At 42.0% G+C, this 17,471-nt stretch carries 12 protein-coding genes; 6 read left to right on the top strand and 6 right to left on the bottom strand.

The features are described 5' to 3' along the window. Window positions 1-8 precede the first annotated feature (8 nt). Genes G4D82_RS05045 through panC form a run of 6 tightly spaced genes read right to left on the bottom strand, consistent with a single transcriptional unit; the run spans window position 9 to window position 6,788 of the window. Window positions 9-1,973 (bottom strand): transglycosylase domain-containing protein, encoded by a 1,965-nt coding sequence (locus tag G4D82_RS05045; protein ID WP_166335192.1) that lies wholly within the window; start codon window positions 1,971-1,973, stop codon window positions 9-11. A 16-nt stretch (window positions 1,974-1,989) separates the two neighbouring features. Continuing rightward, entirely contained in the window at window positions 1,990-3,351 is a 1,362-nt protein-coding gene (radA, locus tag G4D82_RS05050) for a DNA repair protein RadA (RefSeq protein WP_166335194.1), read from the bottom strand. A gap of 2 nt (window positions 3,352-3,353) precedes the next feature. Then, on the bottom strand, window positions 3,354-4,496 hold the full coding sequence (locus tag G4D82_RS05055; protein ID WP_166335196.1) for an alpha/beta hydrolase: 1,143 nt from the start codon (window positions 4,494-4,496) through the stop codon (window positions 3,354-3,356). Between the two features lie 54 nt (window positions 4,497-4,550). Next, on the bottom strand, window positions 4,551-5,570 hold the full coding sequence (locus G4D82_RS05060) for a lysylphosphatidylglycerol synthase transmembrane domain-containing protein (RefSeq protein WP_166335198.1): 1,020 nt from the start codon (window positions 5,568-5,570) through the stop codon (window positions 4,551-4,553). Window positions 5,571-5,579: 9 nt separating this feature from the next. Then, the gene (panD, locus tag G4D82_RS05065) at window positions 5,580-5,930 is read right to left on the bottom strand and encodes an aspartate 1-decarboxylase (protein WP_166335200.1); all 351 of its coding nucleotides are present in this window, start codon (window positions 5,928-5,930) and stop codon (window positions 5,580-5,582) included. A 9-nt stretch (window positions 5,931-5,939) separates the two neighbouring features. Beyond that, on the bottom strand, window positions 5,940-6,788 hold the full coding sequence (panC, locus tag G4D82_RS05070) for a pantoate--beta-alanine ligase (protein WP_166335603.1): 849 nt from the start codon (window positions 6,786-6,788) through the stop codon (window positions 5,940-5,942). A 109-nt stretch (window positions 6,789-6,897) separates the two neighbouring features. Here panC and G4D82_RS05075 point away from each other — a divergent pair, with 109 nt between their 5' ends. The 6 genes from G4D82_RS05075 to atpD all read left to right on the top strand — a co-directional run bounded on the left by G4D82_RS05075 (window position 6,898) and on the right by atpD (window position 17,469). Next, window positions 6,898-7,704, top strand: coding sequence for a glycogen/starch synthase (locus tag G4D82_RS05075; RefSeq protein ID WP_166335202.1), 807 nt, complete (start codon window positions 6,898-6,900; stop codon window positions 7,702-7,704). 21 nt (window positions 7,705-7,725) lie between these two features. Then, window positions 7,726-9,285, top strand: a complete 1,560-nt coding sequence (locus tag G4D82_RS05080; protein ID WP_166335205.1) for a DUF4270 domain-containing protein — start codon at window positions 7,726-7,728, stop codon at window positions 9,283-9,285. 5 nt (window positions 9,286-9,290) lie between these two features. Then, window positions 9,291-11,138, top strand: coding sequence for a glutamine--fructose-6-phosphate transaminase (isomerizing) (gene glmS, locus G4D82_RS05085; protein ID WP_166335207.1), 1,848 nt, complete (start codon window positions 9,291-9,293; stop codon window positions 11,136-11,138). A gap of 291 nt (window positions 11,139-11,429) precedes the next feature. Beyond that, window positions 11,430-14,234, top strand: a complete 2,805-nt coding sequence (locus G4D82_RS05090) for a TonB-dependent receptor (protein ID WP_166335209.1) — start codon at window positions 11,430-11,432, stop codon at window positions 14,232-14,234. Window positions 14,235-14,252: 18 nt separating this feature from the next. After that, window positions 14,253-15,719, top strand: coding sequence for an SGNH/GDSL hydrolase family protein (locus tag G4D82_RS05095; protein ID WP_166335211.1), 1,467 nt, complete (start codon window positions 14,253-14,255; stop codon window positions 15,717-15,719). A gap of 238 nt (window positions 15,720-15,957) precedes the next feature. Beyond that, window positions 15,958-17,469 carry a F0F1 ATP synthase subunit beta gene (gene atpD, locus G4D82_RS05100; protein ID WP_166335213.1) on the top strand — a complete coding sequence of 504 codons (1,512 nt, stop codon included), beginning with the start codon at window positions 15,958-15,960 and terminating at the stop codon, window positions 17,467-17,469. Window positions 17,470-17,471 lie beyond the last annotated feature (2 nt).

Genomic DNA, 17,471 nt, shown 5'->3' on the forward strand with positions numbered 1-17,471 from the left:
ATTTCAGCCTAAAAATCAAATTCTTCCATCGAGTTGTTGCCTTCTTCACCTTCAAGTACCGGCTCTTCTTCTTTTATACTGATGTACGAACGTGCCGCTCCGGTGACCATAATCGGAAGTTGGTTAATGGTGTCGGTTTGGGTAATTATTCCACGGCGCAGCATCAGGTTTTTGAGCATTTTCTCACGCGAAACAGCATAAGGTTTTAAGTTGCCATAAGTGTTGAATTGGTACATAAAATTGCGCGGGCTCGGGATGATGTTCGCCAGAAACAAACATTCGTTCAAGGTCAGTTCCGACGGATATTTCTGAAAATAGAATTGCGCCGCTTCGCCAATTCCGTAGACATTCGGCCCCCATTCGATGATGTTGAAATACACTTCCAACATGCGCTCTTTGCTTACGATGCGGTTGTTTTCTAAAATGTACACCAACAGAATTTCTTCTAATTTTCTAGACAAAGTTTTTTCTCTGGTTAGAAAAACATTCTTGATGAGCTGCATACTAATGGTGCTGCCGCCACGAGTGAATTTCTTGGTCTTGATATTCTTGATTATCGATTGTTTGAAGGCTTCTTTGATAAAACCTTTGTGCGAAAAGAACGACGGGTCTTCGGTGGTCAGCACACACTTGCGCAAGAACGGAGAAATGTCACTAATTGGTGTATAATTTGGGTTCGAAGTTCCAACAAAAACGCCTCGCTGTGGCACATTATTGATAATCGCGTGGTACATAAACGGACCATTGAGTTTGGCTAAGTTGGCCTCGCCGTATTTGGTAATGGCCAGGTTTTGCTTGTTGAGCTGGCTTTCGAGCACGATCGCATTGGGCTTGTTTTTATTGTAAACGAAATTCAAATGGAAATCAAAATCACCGGTGGCTTCCATACCTTCAAAATGGGTGAACAAACCTTCAGGCAAAGAAGAAATAAAGTTTTGGGCTTTCATCTTCGGAATCTGAACTTTGAGCGTATAAATTTTGTCGGTTTCGTTGTCATAAGACAAATACGGATGGAACTTAAGTTGGTTCAAAGTCGCTGTGGAAGAACTGTCTACCGCTACGAAATTTTCACCAAATAGCAGATGGTAATCAAACAAAGCTTTTTTAATCACAACATCTTTACTAGCAATCTTAGGATGGTTGATGGTCAAATTGGAAACCGAGGCAAAGCCGTCTACATGCAGTTCGCCACCACTCATATCGATGTTAGAAACTTTCCACCGGATCGAATCGAAACTCGAATGCAAACCATAACGCTCATCAAAATAAGGCACTTTTATTTGTCCGGTATCGCGGTTAAAAAAGCGCAAATCGGTTTGCTTGTGCCGCGGATCGGCAAAACCCGCAATTCTCCAGCGTTGCGAAAACGAACCCGTGTGCACTTCAATGGCCGAGGTCATTTGATGGTCTTCAAGCACCAACGTGTTCAATCGCAAAGTGGCTTTTTTGCCCATATCGTTGAGGCGTAAAGTTAGGTTTTGAAGGTTCATGTCGGTTGGAATCAGGTTCAAACCGCGGTTGAGTAATCGGTAAACCAATTTGGCGTAGTTGGGTTTTTCACCGGTGTCGGTCGTGTCTTTTTTCGGAAGGAAAGCCTCATAATTGCGTCCGTTTTGGTTGCGAACGAGTTGCACAAATCCGTCATTAGCTTGCATGTCTACCAACTGCAGTTCGCCGGTAAACAAATGCCAGAAACTTACTTGGGTTTTCAAATTGCTGATTTGCAATAAAGTGTCTTTGCCTTTGGGCACCAGCAATAAGTCTTTCATGTCAACAGAATTGAATCCTTCAAAAGCTGCTTTGCCAACCGAGAAATGACTGTCGTAATCGCGGTCCATTTTGTGAGCGATGTGACCGATGGCTTTTTGCAACAAAGCGTCGCGAAATACAAAAATGGCAGCAATCGCCAACACCAGAACAACGCCCAGAATTTTAGCTGTAAGGAAAAGTTTTTGCCGCGTAGTTTTTGCCATTAGGTTGCCTTTAGATTTATCCGAATAGTTCCGCCGCCACGTCTTCAATTTTTGATACCAAGCAGATTTTGATAAACGTATTTTTTAACGAAATCTTATTGTACTTCGAAACAAAAATAGTGGTGAAACCCAATTTCTCTGCTTCCTGTATGCGTTGGTCTACGCGGTTCACCGGACGAATTTCCCCTGAAAGCCCGACTTCGCCTGCAAAACAATAACCATCGCCAATGGGAATATCTTCGTTCGAGGACAATATCGCTGCAACTACCGCCAAATCAATTGCCGGGTCGTCTATGGAAATCCCGCCGGTAATGTTCAAAAACACATCTTTGGTGCCCAACCTAAAGCCTGCACGTTTCTCTAAAACAGCCAAAATCATGTTGAGCCGCTTGGCATTATAACCAGTGGTGCTGCGTTGCGGTGTGCCATAAACTGCAGTGGAAACCAAGGCTTGAATTTCAATCATCAGCGGACGCATACCTTCTAAAGTTGAGGCGATAGCAGTTCCGGAAAGCGCAATGTCTTTATGTGAAATCAAGATTTCCGACGGATTGGAAACTTCGCGCAAACCACTACCGAGCATTTCATAAATACCGAGTTCTGCCGTAGATCCGAAACGGTTTTTATGCGAACGTAAAATGCGGTAAACATGGTTGCGGTCGCCTTCGAATTGCAATACAGTATCAACCATGTGTTCAAGGATTTTAGGCCCGGCAATCGTTCCGTCTTTGGTGATGTGCCCGATGAGAATCACCGGAATATTGGTTTCTTTGGCAAATTTGATAAGCTCTGCGGTGGTTTCCCGAATTTGCGAAATACTGCCGGGCGAAGCTTCGATGTATTCGGTATGCAAGGTTTGAATCGAATCGATAATTAGGATTTCAGGCTCGATTTCAGAAATCTCTCGGAAGATATTTTGGGTTTTGGTTTCGGTCAGAATATAGCAATTGTCGCTGTTAGGATTGATTCGTTCCGCCCGCATTTTGATTTGCTTTTGGCTTTCTTCACCTGAAACATATAAGGTTTTGTAGGGTAATTTTAGTGAAATCTGCAACAACAAAGTACTTTTGCCGATGCCGGGTTCGCCGCCCAATAGAATCAATGAACCCGGAACAATGCCTCCGCCCAGCACGCGGTTAAGTTCGCCGTCAAGCGTGTTCATGCGCACTTCTTGAGCAGTGTCGATTTCTTTTATTTTAAGGGGTTTGGCTGCTTTTTTGGTTGCTGAAGCAGTGGCTTTCCAACTGGTTTTTTCTTCCTTTTGGATGATTTCTTCCACAATAGTATTCCAAGATTTGCAGGCGTTGCATTGCCCTTGCCATTTGGCGTATTGGGTGCCGCAGCTCTGACAGAAAAATGCCGTTTTTACTTTAGACATTTTTACTGGTTCTTTAATTCGTCTGCTTTGTCGAGCATCATATCTTTGGTGAGGTCGCCAATTTCTTCTTTTTGAAAAGCGCTTTGATAGGATCTGATTGCTTTTTTAAAGTCTCCGGTTTTCTCGTACATCATCGCCATTTGGTAATCGTAAAGCATTGATTTTGGGTAGTTTTTCTTGGCCAAATCAGCCAGTTTCTCAAATTCAGGGTAGGCTTTGTTTTTCAGAATAGCAGCTTCAATAGCTTTGAAATCGTTGATGCGGATAGGCATTTTTAGGTTCAGGGATTTCTCTAAAGTAGTGTATTTGTTCACTAAATAATCGACATATCCCGAAGGCAAAACCACAATTTTTTCAAGAAATTCAGATGTCGATATTGGCTGGTAAACCGAAAAGAACTGGTATAAAGCGTTGGGAATCGAATGCAACACCAAAGAATAATGAGACGCACCTTTGAACTCATCAAACCTGTAGTTGATTGTGGGCTTTTTAATTTTGGTTAGTTCTGCATCGAGCTCTTTAATGCGCGCCTGCATTTTTTTTACATCGCCATCTGCTGTAGATTGATAGTAGTAAATGGGTTGTTCCAGAACATTAAAACGGTCAGGAATGTTTTTCTCCATGGCGGCCGGTAATTCAGGGCTCATCGAGATATAAGCATCGAAAAGCGGCTTTTCTTTGTAGAGGTAAAAATTTAAAAAACCGGCGGTAATGTCGTGTCCGGCTATGATTTTAAATGGAGCAAGGCGGTATTTCTTTTCCATATATGCCACGAGTTCCATCCCGATGAATTCAAAAAATTGATTGCCTTTTTCATCCGGAAGGCCGGTGTTTGGATCAACAGTGCAATCGGTTTCTCGCTCGTTGTTTTTGTTCTGGTTGATGCCTACAATGATTACTTCGGGCAAATCGTCCCAGTAACCGCCGTAGTTCAAAGCGCCTTGAAAAGGATCGAACAAGTAGTCACCGTCGAGTACCACTAGTAAGGGATATTTTTTATTCGGATTACTAAGATAAGATTGTGGTAAACCAATGGTGATTTCTCTTTTTTCGTTGAGTTTGGGCGAGAAAATTTCTTCAATTACCTTTTGCGAAAACGCGTTGAAAGTGCACAGTATACATACAAGCAGCACAATTTTTTTCATGTCTTTTTTTGGTTTGGGAGGGTTAATTTGTAAATCAGCGCCCAAGATAAGGATTTATTTTTTTCTGTTCAGTAGCGGCAATAAGATAAATGAACCTAAGCCTAAAAGCAGCACCAACAACATTTGTGAGGTCCAGACAATCCAGCCAAAAGCACTGCCTGTGGTTTCTGAAATCGAATAAAAAACCAAAATTTTAGCAATCAAAAACGGATACGAGCCAAAGCCGCTGTTGGTAAAAGCAATGGCAATGCTGCCCACCACAAACGCAGTCACAACGGCATCAGCATCGAGCGAACTGGTTTCAGGAAAAACGAAAATGGCCAGGTAAAAAGTAAGAATATAGGAGCACCAAATGAAAAGCGTATGAAAGAAATAAGCCCCTTTCTTTTTCATGTAGAGTATGCTCATCATACCTTCTTGTAGCCCGGCGATTTTTTCTTTGATTAACAAGATCCACCGGTTTTTAGAATAACGGTACATTAAGACAGCAATTACTAAAAGGAGTATAGTTAAAGCGCCCAAAGCCAATAGTTTGGCTAACGGAATTTTTTGTAAAATGAAGGATTGCACCAAGTCGAACTGCAACAAAACGGCTAAGATCATGAAAAAAAGCAAAATCAAAACATCGACAATTCTTTCAGCAACGATGCTTCCAAAGCCCTTGTCGAAAGGAACGCCGTTGTATTTCTTGAGGATAAGCGCCCGAGAAATTTCTCCTGATTTTGGCACGGTCAAATTCCAGAGATAACCAATGCTGACGGCCATAAAATTGTTTGCAAAAGAGCAGGTGTAGCCCATTTGTTCCAAGGGGAATTTCCAGCGATAAGCACGAGAGATATTACCCAAAATCGCAACAAAAGCCGCGAGGTAGATGTAATAGTAATTGGCGTTTTTGAAGTAACTGTAAATTTCTTCAATTTGCGCCTCGGTAAAACTATTGTAGGTGTACAACGTCAGAAAAAGCCCAACGAAAACAGGCAATAATATGGAAAACCACTTTTTGAAATGGTGCAAAAACCCGGTTGCTGCCTCGGCAGTTGGCTCTGTAGTGGAAAACAACTCGGGCTCTCTCATGGAGAAAATTTAAGTTAGCGAATTATCTTTTTCGTTCGGAAAAACCAACCAAGGCTTGAATGCTTTGGCCGCTTCGAACTCCATGAGTGCATAGGACATGATGATAATAATATCGCCTTTGTGCACTTTTCGAGCGGCTGGGCCATTAAGGATAATATCGCCACTGTTGCGGTTGCCTTTGATGGCATAGGTATCGAAACGCTCGCCGTTGTTGATGTTCACAATCGATACTTTTTCGCCTTCGATGAGGTTGGCAGCATCCATTAAAATCTCGTCGATGGTAATACTACCTATATAATTTAAATCTGCGCCGGTAACCGTGACGCGATGGATCTTGGATTTTACAACTTCTATTTGCATGACTGGGGATTAATTCAGACTTACGGTGTCAATAAGCCTAACGTTGTTGATGAAAACGGCAATAAACGCGCGATATTTCTTTTGGTTGTTTTTTCTATGACAAGGCTGCAAATTGGCTTCGTCTGCAATTTGAAAATATTCCAAACTGATTTCAGGCGATTTTTGGAATACTTCAGTCACCCAAGCGTTAACTTTGGCGGCACTTTGGGTTTTGAATTTGCTTTTAGCGGTTTTCAGGGTTTTAAAAATGAGACTCGCACGCTCTTTTTCAGTATCGGTCAAACGTTCGTTTCTGGAACTCATCGCTAGGCCATTGGGTTCGCGAAAAATCGGACAGCCAATAATTTGAATCGGTAGTTTGAGTTTTTGCACTAGTTTTTTTACGATTTGCAACTGCTGGAAATCCTTCTCTCCGAAATAAGCCCGCGTAGGTTTAACAATCTCAAAAAGCCGTTTTACAACCGTGCCCACTCCGTCATAATGACCCGGGCGAAAAGCACCTTCCATCTGGTTTTCGAGCCCGTCGAAGTCAAAATGTTGTGCGATGGTTTGCCCTTGATAAATGTCTTGAACCGAGGGAGCATATAGAATAATTTCATTTGAAACGGTTTTGATTTTTGCAATATCCGCTTCAAGTGTTCTCGGGTATTTTTCGAGATCTTCCGGATTGTTGAATTGCGTCGGATTCACAAAAATACTAATGACCGTGTGCTTGTTTTTTTTAATAGATTCAGCCAGCAAAGACAAGTGGCCTTGGTGAAGCGCACCCATAGTGGGAACAAAACCGAGTGAAGCATGGGCAGCAGGAACCGATTGTAAGTAAGCGTTCAAATCAGCCTGTTTCTCGAAAATTTTCATCAGAGTACGCATCAATAAGTTTGCAAACTTAAGATTTTAGTTAATACCTGCGTAAATTTTTGTAGTTTTGCCTGTTTTTTATCGAGAATAGTAAAAAGTAAATTACAGTATGGAGGATAAGAGGATATTGTATGTATCATCTGAAGTGGTGCCTTATCTGGCGGAAAATGAAGTGTCTCTGATGTCGTATGATGTGCCGAAAATGATTAACGATCAAGGCGGGCAAATCAGGATTTTCATGCCGCGATACGGGAATATAAACGAGAGAAGACACCAATTGCATGAAGTAATTCGCTTGTCAGGAATGAATTTGGTAATCAATGACCTCGACATGCCGCTGATTATCAAAGTGGCTTCGATACCAAAGGAAAGAATTCAAGTGTATTTTATCGATAATGACGAATATTTCAAACGCAAAGCCACTTTTACAGACGAAGAAGGCGCGTTGTATCCAGACAATGACGAGCGTGCCATTTTCTTTGCTAAAGGTGTTGTGGAAACCGTGAAAAAGCTCAATTGGGTGCCCGATATTATACACGTTCACGGTTGGCTCGCTTCGATGCTGCCGATTTACATGAAGCATTATTACAAAGACGAAGCATTGTTTGCCGACACCAAAATAGTTACTTCGGTTTATAGTCAATCTTTCGAAGGAAGTCTTGATTTAGAGATGATTAACAAAGTCAAGTTCGACGGCGTACCACAAGAGGCTATCCAAGACCTTGAAAAACCAGATTACGAAAACCTGATGCGCACCGCGGTATTACATTCTGACGCGGTAATTATCGCCTCGGAAAGTCTATCTTCAAGTTTAACAAAGTTTATTGAATCTTCGGGCAAACCTTTTTTACCTTTCTGCCCGAAAGACCAATTTGCTGAAGCCTATACCCAGTTCTACAAGAACACAGTGCTTTAGCCTAAACTCCAATAAATTCCAATGCGTAAAAATTTCATTTTCAAATCAGTATTACTTGTTTTTTTGATTGTCGGTATTTTTTCCTGCGACAATGATTCCAACGAATTAGGTGCTGACATTATCGGAGAAGACAATTTCGAAACAGGAACACCAGAACTATACGCTATCAATGCCGAGAATAAAAATACCGGAGCTGTGGAGTCGCTTGATCTTCCAATTAATGCTTTGGGCATATACAATAATCCAGTTTTTGGAAGCCTTAAGGCAAGCGTAGCAGTTCAGGCACTGATTGCCAACAATAATTTGAATTCAACTTTTAATCAGGCACTCAATCCAATTATTGAAAGTGTCACTTTGAAAATACCATACTTCAGTACTAAAGGAGATACAGATGATGATGGCAATACAGCCTATACTTTAGATTCCATTTATGGACCTTCTAATGCAAGATTTAAGCTTAGGGTTTATGAATCAAAATATTACATCCGGGATATTGACCCAGCCACACAAACGGCACAGAAATACTATAATAATCAAGAACCACTGTTTGATGCCGTAAAAGGAGATTTATTGTACGAAAACAATCAATTCTTTTTCGACTCAGCCGAGATTGTAGAGCCAGGAGTTGTAACTGACGAAGATCCGGATCCAGATCCGATACGTTCTGCTCCAGCAATGAAGCTAACATTGAATCCCGATTTTTTTACAGCTAAAATCATCAATGCGCCTGCTGATAAATTATTCAGCAACAATGCTTTTATAGAGTATTTTAGAGGATTGTATTTTCAAGTAGAGCAAGCAGATACTGAAGCTAATATGGCAATGATGAATTTCGGCAACGGAACGATCACCATTAAGTACAATCAATTTGAGGTCGACGAGAATGGAGATCCAACAGCAGATAGAGAGACCAAAACATTTGTTCTAAATCTTAAAGGGAAGTCAGTTGGGCTTTTCAATGCGCCAACACCTGCAGTTACGAACCCAGATAATATTTATCTAAAAGGAGGGGAAGGTTCTATGGCGGTGATTGATCTTTTCGGCCCAGACACTGATAGCAACGGAGTAGCTGATCAACTTGAAACGCTTCGCAACAATAATTGGTTGGTTAACGATGCCAGCCTTACTTTTTATATCGACAACAGCGCAATGGGTTCTGCTGCATTTGAACCCAACAGGATTTATCTCTATGATCTCAACAATAAAAGGCCGTTGGTTGATTATTATTCAGATCAAAGTACACCTTCGTCAAAGCCGAAATATGCTAAATCGGTATTTGGTGGCATCATAAAAAAGTCGGGCACAAGAGGAAGCTACTACAAAATCAGATTGACCAATCACGTCCGAAATTTGATTAAAAATGACTCTACCAATGTAAGGTTAGGATTGGTAGTCACCGAGAATATTGGTGAGGTCACCAATAGAAAATTACTGACGCCAATAGCAGACAACATCAAAGAGTTACCATTGGCCTCTATTATCAACCCGCTGGGAACCATCTTGCACGGAAGCGGACAAAATGTACCTTTGGAAAAAAGAATGCAACTAAAAATATATTTTACTAAACCTAAACAAAACTAAGATTTATGTGTGGAATTGTCGGTTACATCGGATTTAGAGAAGCGTATCCTATTATCATCAAAGGATTAAAAAGATTAGAATACAGGGGTTATGACAGCGCCGGAATCATGCTTTTTGACGGCAGCGATTTGAAAGTGTCTAAAACCAAAGGCAAAGTGTCAGACCTAGAAGAGAAATGTGTTAAGGAAAATACTTCAAAAGGAAATATCGGGATGGGCCACACACGTTGGGCTACGCATGGTGTTCCGAACGATGTGAATTCGCACCCGCATTTGTCCAATTCTGGAAATTTGTCCATTATCCATAACGGAATCATCGAAAATTATGAGCCGCTTAAAAAGGAGCTAATTAAAAGAGGTTATACTTTCCATTCTGACACCGACACTGAAGTTTTAGTGAATCTTATCGAGGAAGTACAAAAGAAAGACAATTTGAAATTGGGTAAAGCCGTGCAAGTAGCGCTCAATCAAGTAGTGGGCGCTTATGCGATTTGCGTTTTCGACAAAACCAACCCCGACGAGATTATCGTAGCAAGATTGGGAAGCCCTTTAGCAATCGGTGTGGGTAATGACGAGTTTTTCATCGCATCAGATGCGTCACCTTTTATCGAATATACTTCTAATGCGATTTATCTCGAAGACGAAGAAATGGCGATTGTTCGTTTGCACAAGCCGCTCAAAATCAGAAAAATAAAAGACGATACATTAGTAGATCCTTATGTTCAGGAACTCAAAATGAACTTGGAGCAAATTGAAAAAGGTGGTTACGACCACTTCATGCTCAAGGAAATATACGAACAACCGAGCGTTATCAAAGATACTTACAGAGGTCGTTTGCTTGCCAATCAAGGCATTATTCAGATGGCCGGCGTAGAAGATAATTTAGAGAAATTCCTCAATGCTGAGAGAATACTCATCGTAGCTTGTGGAACTTCATGGCATGCTGGTCTAGTGGCCGAATACATTATCGAAGAGTTCGCGAGAATTCCTGTTGAAGTTGAGTATGCTTCGGAATTCAGATACAGAAATCCAATTATCAACAAAGGCGATGTTGTGATTGCCATTTCACAATCTGGAGAAACGGCAGACAGTTTGGCCGCCATTAAGCTTGCTAAAGAAAGAGGTGCTTTTGTATTCGGAGTTTGTAATGTAGTAGGTTCGTCGATTTCCAGAGAAACGCATGCTGGCGCTTATACGCACGCCGGTCCAGAAATCGGAGTGGCTTCTACCAAAGCTTTTACCACACAAATTACCGTTTTAACAATGATTGCCTTGCGTTTGGCCAAAGCAAAAGGAACTTTGTCGAATTCAGATTTCCACCGCTATTTGCAAGAGCTCGAAATCATTCCTGAGAAAGTGGTTGAAACTTTGCAAACCAACGACAAAGCCAAAGAAATAGCAGCCAAGTTTAAAGATGCAGCGAACTGCTTGTATTTGGGTAGAGGATATAATTTCCCGGTAGCATTAGAAGGCGCGTTGAAGTTAAAAGAGATTTCATACATTCATGCGGAAGGTTATCCGGCAGCAGAAATGAAGCATGGCCCAATCGCATTGATTGATGAGCAAATGCCAGTAATTGTGATTGCGCCTAAGCAAGGCCATTATGATAAAGTGGTGAGTAACATTCAAGAAATCAAATCCAGAAGTGGAAAAATCATCGCTGTAGTTACCAAAGGTGATGTGCAAGTTCGTGATTTAGCGGATTATGTAATTGAAATTCCTGAAACATCCGATGCTTTGTCGCCGTTGCTTACTACGATTCCTTTGCAATTGCTTTCATACCACATTGCAGTAATGCGCGGTTGTAATGTAGACCAACCTAGAAACTTAGCCAAATCTGTTACAGTAGAATAAAAAGATTCAAAATATCTATTCATCAAGCGGGTTTTTGCCCGCTTTTTTTATGCGGCACAACAAAAAGTTTTATTGTGATTAATGCAATATCCTGAGCGATTTGTAGGCGCGCATAGTATTTTTTTTAAGCGGATTGTCAATGCGTTAATAAAACCCTAAAAAAGCGGTTTCAATAGTGATTTAATAATATAAAAAGCAGGTTTTGAGAATTATGAAATTTAACCAATGAATTTTAGCAAATGATAAAAATATTTGTATTTTGGCTACATAAACCAACAAAATCTAAACCCAATGAAATTGTATTTATTGATCATCTCGCTGTTTTGCTGTAGCTTTATTCAAGCGCAGCACTCAGTCTCAGGTAAGGTTACTGATAGTAACATGCAACCTATTCCTGGAGCCAATGTCAGAGTAGCCGGTGATTCGGCAGGCACTACATCAGACGCCGACGGAAATTTCAAATTAGATACCGCGGCCAAGTTGCCTTTTACCCTTGAGGTTACCATGGTGGGCTATCAAAAGCAAAGCTTATCTATTAGTTCCAATGCGCAGAAAGTTTCCGTGTCACTGGAATCTGAAGAAACCAAGCTCAATGAGATAGTGGTTTCGGCCTCCAGAACGCCAGAACGCATACTTGAATCGCCTGTGACTATCGAAAGAATGGGCTTGAAAGACATCAAAGCCACTAGTTCGGCCACTTTTTATGAAGGCTTGGAAAACATGAAAGAAGTGCATTTCAATACCGGAAGTTTGAACTTTAAATCCATTAACACCCGCGGTTTTGCTACCATAGCCAACAACCGATTTATGCAATTGGTTGACGGTATGGACAATTCCTCGCCGGCACTGAATTTCGTTTTAGGTAATTTAGTTGGGCTATCAGATTTGGATGTGGCTAGCGTAGAATTACTACCCGGAGCTTCTTCGGCACTCTATGGAGCAGGTGCTTTTAATGGAATTTTGTTTATGAACAGCAAAAGCCCTTTTGTTTACCAAGGCATTAGCTTTTACGGCAAATACGGACAAACCTCACAAGAAGTAGCTGGAACTAATGATTACTACGATTTTGGAGTTCGTGCCGCACATAAATTCAATGATTATGTAGCCGGTAAAGCCAACTTTACTTTCATGAAGGCTACCGAATGGATTGCCGCCGATACCCGAAGCATGTCTGGCGGTACTATTGGCCACGAAAACAATCCGAATTACGATGGTTTGAACACTTACGGTGATGAGGTGACTAACTTTATTCCTAATGTTGGACCAGTAAGTAGAACAGGCTACAGAGAACAAGACTTAAACGACAACAAAGTAGAAAACGTGAAAGCTGATTTCTCGCTGCACGTGAAGCCTTGGAAAAATGATTTTGAAGTCATCTTGCAACACAAAGTCGGTATCGGAAATACAACTTATCAAGGAGCAAACAGATACCGTTTGGAGAATTTCATCATGCAACAAAGCAAAATTGAATTCAAAAACAAGAACTTCTTCCTCAGAGGTTATATGACCACAGAAGATGCCGGAGATTCCTACGATATGCGATTTGCCGCTTGGAACGTGAACCGTGCAGCGAAATCTGACGCTGGTTGGTACAGAGATTATGTAACGGCTTATTTACAATCTCAAATCGGGTTAGGATTTACTGGGACTCAAGCGGCCCAATACGCTAGGAATTTTGCCGACAACAACGTGACAGCAGTGCCTAACCTTGGCGATAATCCTCTAAATTTAGCGCCAAGCGGATTGCCTCGTTTTCAAGTCGGAACGCCAGAATACAACAATGCTTTAGCTAGAATTGTTCAAGATCCGGACTTTACCAAAGGAGCCAAGTTTATTGATCAGTCTAGAATTTATCATTCTGATTTGAATTATAATTTCAAAGACCAAATTAAGTTTGCTGAATTCCAACTCGGAGGTTCTTACAGACAATATTCGCTCGACTCTGAAGGCTCAATCTTTACCGATTACGATGGAGCAATCAACTACACTGAAATCGGAGCTTACGTTCAGATGCAGAAAAAAGTCTTGAACGACCGCTTGAAGCTTACCGGTTCTGTTCGTTATGACAAGTCAGAGTTCTTTAATGGTTTTGTTTCTCCGAGAGTTTCTTTGGTTTATGCTGCCGGAGCCAACAAGAATCATGTGTTCAGAACTTCTTTCCAGACCGGTTTTAGAAATCCGACCACCCAAGATTTATTTATCGGTCTAGATTTAGGGCCATTTGCACTGATTGGTTCTCAAGAAGACAATCCTTCAAGATATTCAGAAACGCTCCCGACCAGTGCCGCAGGTATTGCTTTAGGGCAGCCCGCGGAAGTCACTTTTTCAGGACTTGATGCCTACACCAGACCAGCTTTTACCGATCCGTCAATCAAACTTTTCGCAGTCACACAAAACACTGCAGATTTGAAATTGGCTGACAAACCAAGTTACGTGAAACCAGAGCAGGTGAAAGCCTTCGAATTGGGATACAAAACAGTACTAGAGAACGGTCTTTCGTTTGACATCAACGGATATTACAACATTTACAATGACTTCTTAAGCACCAGCAGATTGGTCATTCCTTATTATGGTGTGGCTCAAGAAAATCTTCCGCTTTCAGATTTGGCCGTTCAAGCCATCCGCAACCGCGACGTTAGAACTTTCCAAGTATACTCGAATTCCAGCACAGAAATCAAATCCTTAGGTTTTGGTGCCGGAGTGTCGAAAAAAGTGTATAAAGATTTCGAACTGGGAATCAATTACAACCATGCTCAATTTGAATTCGACCAAGAAAGAGATCCTTCTTTTATCGCCGGGTTCAACACGCCTAAACATCGGGTGAAAGCTTCTTTAGGCAACGAGAAGTTGTTCAAGAATTTTGGCTTCAATATCAATGCAAGATGGAGCAGTGAGTATTTGTGGCAATCGTCTTTTGCTGACGGTACGATTCCGGAAGTGACCGTTTTTGATGCGCAAATCAATTACTCGATTCCGGCCATCAAGTCGGTCATCAAACTCAGCGGATCCAACATCGGAGCAGATGATTATCTTCAGGTTATCGGTGCCGGACGCATCGGTCAATTGTATCTCATTTCATGGACGATCAATCCTTAATTTTAAAATTCAAGCATCATGATAAAAAATATTAAATGGATACTTTTTGCTTCATTAGCCATAGTATCTTGTTCACAAGACCAAGAAGACACTTCAGGCATTGAGCCCGAAGTAGCAGTTTCTGCCGGAAGCGTAGATTTCTCTCGATATGTGGCGCTGGGAAATTCCATTACCGCTGGTTATACTGATAAAGCTTTGTTTAAAGCCGGTCAAGCCTTCGCTTATCCAAAACTTATGGCAGACCAATTTGCAACCGTTGGCGGCGGCGAGTTTAAAACACCGTTCATGAATGACAACTATGGCGGACTTCTCTTAGCAGGCTTACCTGTTCAAGGCGTGCGTTTGGTTTTTAATGGTACGGCACCGGTTTCTTTGCCTGGTGCAGCACCTACCACTGAAATCACTAACTTTTTAACCGGAGGATTCAACAACATGGGTGTTCCCGGAGCAAAAAGTTATCATTTATTGGCGCCAGGTTACGGTAATCCTGCGGGGTTGTTAACTTCTCCAGCTACTGCAAACCCTTATTTTGTTAGGTTTGCATCCAATGGGACAACCTCAGTTCTAGCAGATGCCATGGCACAATCTCCTACCTTTTTCTCATTGTGGATCGGAAATAACGATGTCTTAGGTTATGCGACTTCAGGTGGTGACGGTTCCGATCCTATTACGCCAGTAAGCGGTGCTCCAGGGGCAGGTTTCGACGGTACTTACGCTGCGCTGATTAGCACTTTAACTTCTGCCGGCGCCAAGGGTGTAGTGGCCAATATTCCGGATGTGACCACAATCCCGTTTGTTACCTATGTAGGATACAATCCCATTCCAGAACTGACCCAAGCTCAGGTTGATCAGCTTAACGCTGGCTATGCAGCCTATAACGGAGGTTTGGTTGCTGCAAAAAACCTAGGTTTAATTTCAGAAGAAGAAAGGCTTCAGAGAACAATTGTTTTTACTGCCGGAAAGAAAAGACCGGTAGTAATGTTGGATGAATATCTGACTGATATCACAGCAGTCAATCCAGCTCTGATTAAAATGAGGCTTTCTACTCCTGAAGATTATGTGATTCTGAGTTATCAAGGAGGCAATCCTCAGACTCATTTAGCGGCAGGAAACGGCACGCAATTTCCGTTGCAAGACGGCTGGGTGTTATCTAAGAACGAAGTCCAAGAAATAAGAACCGCCACGGCAGCCTACAATGAAATCATTAAAGCGCAAGCTGAAGCCAAAGGGTTGGCCTTCGTAGACGCGGCAGCCATTATGAATCAAGTAGCTAATGGTGGGATTTTGGTCGGCAATTACCATTTCACCAACCAGTTTATTCAAGGCGGTGCGTTTGGTCTAGACGGTGTACACCTTACTCCAAGAGCCAACGCCTATGTGGCCAACAAGTTCTTGGAGGCGATTGAAAAAACTTACGGTGCCTCGTTCAAGAAATATAAAGTGCAGGATTTCCCAATCAGTTATCCTTCATTCTTGCCTAACTAAGAAAAGAGATAAATCATAGCTCAAAACCACCAGCTCCGGTTGGTGGTTTTTGCTTTGTATCAAGTGGCTTTTGCGAGCATCAAATCCCAGAACTGAGAATCCTTCAAAAAAAGGCTATATTTTTATCGAAATAAAATTGATTTTTTATTTTTAAAAATTATCTTTGCACTCGAAAAAACGGATGCCTTTCATCTGTGGCTTCACAAACCTAAATAGCTATTTAATAAATACATAAGCAATGTCAAAAGTAATAGGAAAAGTTGCACAAATCATCGGTCCGGTAGTGGACGTAGTATTCAACGGGAAGGATGTTGAACTTCCAAAAATCTATGATTCGTTAGAAATCACTAAAAAAGATGGAACTATCTTGGTGCTTGAAGTGCAGTCGCACATCGGTGAGAACACAGTTCGTACTATCTCTATGGATTCTACTGACGGTTTGAGCAGAGGTTATGAAGTAACAGGTACAGGAAACCCAATTAAAATGCCTATTGGCCCAGATGTTTACGGACGTTTGTTCAACGTAATCGGAGATGCCATCGACGGTTTGGGTGATTTGCCAAAAACAGGAGACAATGGGTTGTCTATTCACAGAGCTGCTCCTAAGTTCGAAGACCTTTCCACTTCTTCAGAAGTTTTATTTACCGGTATTAAAGTAATCGACCTTATTGAGCCTTACGCAAAAGGAGGAAAAATCGGTTTGTTCGGTGGTGCAGGAGTAGGTAAAACGGTATTGATCCAAGAACTCATCAACAACATTGCAAAAGGACACGGAGGACTTTCAGTATTCGCAGGAGTAGGTGAAAGAACCCGTGAAGGAAACGATTTGCTTCGCGAGATGCTCGAATCAGGAATTATTAAATACGGAGACGCTTTCATGCACTCGATGGAAGAAGGCGGCTGGGATTTGTCAAAAGTTGACAAATCTGGAATGCGCGAATCAAAAGCGACTTTCGTTTTCGGACAGATGAACGAACCACCAGGAGCCCGTGCTCGTGTGGCCCTTTCAGGATTGACGATTGCAGAATATTTCCGTGACGGAGCAGGTTCAGACCAAGGAAAAGACGTACTTTTCTTCGTAGACAACATCTTCCGTTTTACGCAAGCAGGTTCTGAGGTATCGGCACTTTTAGGTCGTATGCCATCTGCGGTAGGTTACCAACCAACATTAGCAACAGAAATGGGTGCGATGCAAGAGCGTATCACCTCTACCAATAAAGGATCGATCACATCTGTACAAGCGGTTTACGTACCTGCGGATGACTTGACCGACCCAGCGCCGGCGACGACTTTCGCGCACTTAGATGCAACGACAGTATTGTCTCGTAAGATTGCCGAGCTCGGTATTTACCCAGCGGTAGACCCACTGGATTCTACATCCAGAATCTTGACACCGCAAATCTTGGGCGACGACCACTACAACTGTGCACAAAGAGTGAAAGAAATCCTTCAGAAATACAAGCAATTGCAAGACATCATCGCGATCTTGGGTATGGAAGAATTGTCAGAAGACGATAAACTAGCCGTATCCAGAGCGCGTCGTGTACAACGTTTCTTGTCACAACCGTTCCACGTAGCAGAGCAGTTTACGGGTATTCCAGGAGTTTTGGTAGACATCAAAGACACGATCAAAGGTTTCAACATGATTATCGACGGAGAGCTAGACCACTTGCCAGAAGCGGCGTTCAACCTCAAAGGAACCATCGAAGACGTGATCGAAGCCGGACAGAAAATGTTAGCTGAAGCTTAAAA

It is taken from the genome of Flavobacterium lotistagni (assembly GCF_011392125.1).
Lineage (GTDB): Bacteria > Bacteroidota > Bacteroidia > Flavobacteriales > Flavobacteriaceae > Flavobacterium > Flavobacterium lotistagni.

Bases quoted from the DNA above. Each gene is read 5' to 3' on its own strand.
- panD (WP_166335200.1), bottom strand. From the start codon at position 5,930: ATGCAAATAGAAGTTGTAAAATCCAAGATCCATCGCGTCACGGTTACC.
- G4D82_RS05055 (WP_166335196.1), bottom strand. From the start codon at position 4,496: ATGAAAAAAATTGTGCTGCTTGTATGTATACTGTGCACTTTCAACGCG.
- atpD (WP_166335213.1), top strand. From the start codon at position 15,958: ATGTCAAAAGTAATAGGAAAAGTTGCACAAATCATCGGTCCGGTAGTG.
- G4D82_RS05090 (WP_166335209.1), top strand. From the start codon at position 11,430: ATGAAATTGTATTTATTGATCATCTCGCTGTTTTGCTGTAGCTTTATT.
- G4D82_RS05095 (WP_166335211.1), top strand. From the start codon at position 14,253: ATGATAAAAAATATTAAATGGATACTTTTTGCTTCATTAGCCATAGTA.
- radA (WP_166335194.1), bottom strand. From the start codon at position 3,351: ATGTCTAAAGTAAAAACGGCATTTTTCTGTCAGAGCTGCGGCACCCAA.
- panC (WP_166335603.1), bottom strand. From the start codon at position 6,788: ATGAAAATTTTCGAGAAACAGGCTGATTTGAACGCTTACTTACAATCG.
- G4D82_RS05080 (WP_166335205.1), top strand. From the start codon at position 7,726: ATGCGTAAAAATTTCATTTTCAAATCAGTATTACTTGTTTTTTTGATT.
- glmS (WP_166335207.1), top strand. From the start codon at position 9,291: ATGTGTGGAATTGTCGGTTACATCGGATTTAGAGAAGCGTATCCTATT.
- G4D82_RS05060 (WP_166335198.1), bottom strand. From the start codon at position 5,570: ATGAGAGAGCCCGAGTTGTTTTCCACTACAGAGCCAACTGCCGAGGCA.
- G4D82_RS05075 (WP_166335202.1), top strand. From the start codon at position 6,898: ATGGAGGATAAGAGGATATTGTATGTATCATCTGAAGTGGTGCCTTAT.
- G4D82_RS05045 (WP_166335192.1), bottom strand. From the start codon at position 1,973: ATGGCAAAAACTACGCGGCAAAAACTTTTCCTTACAGCTAAAATTCTG.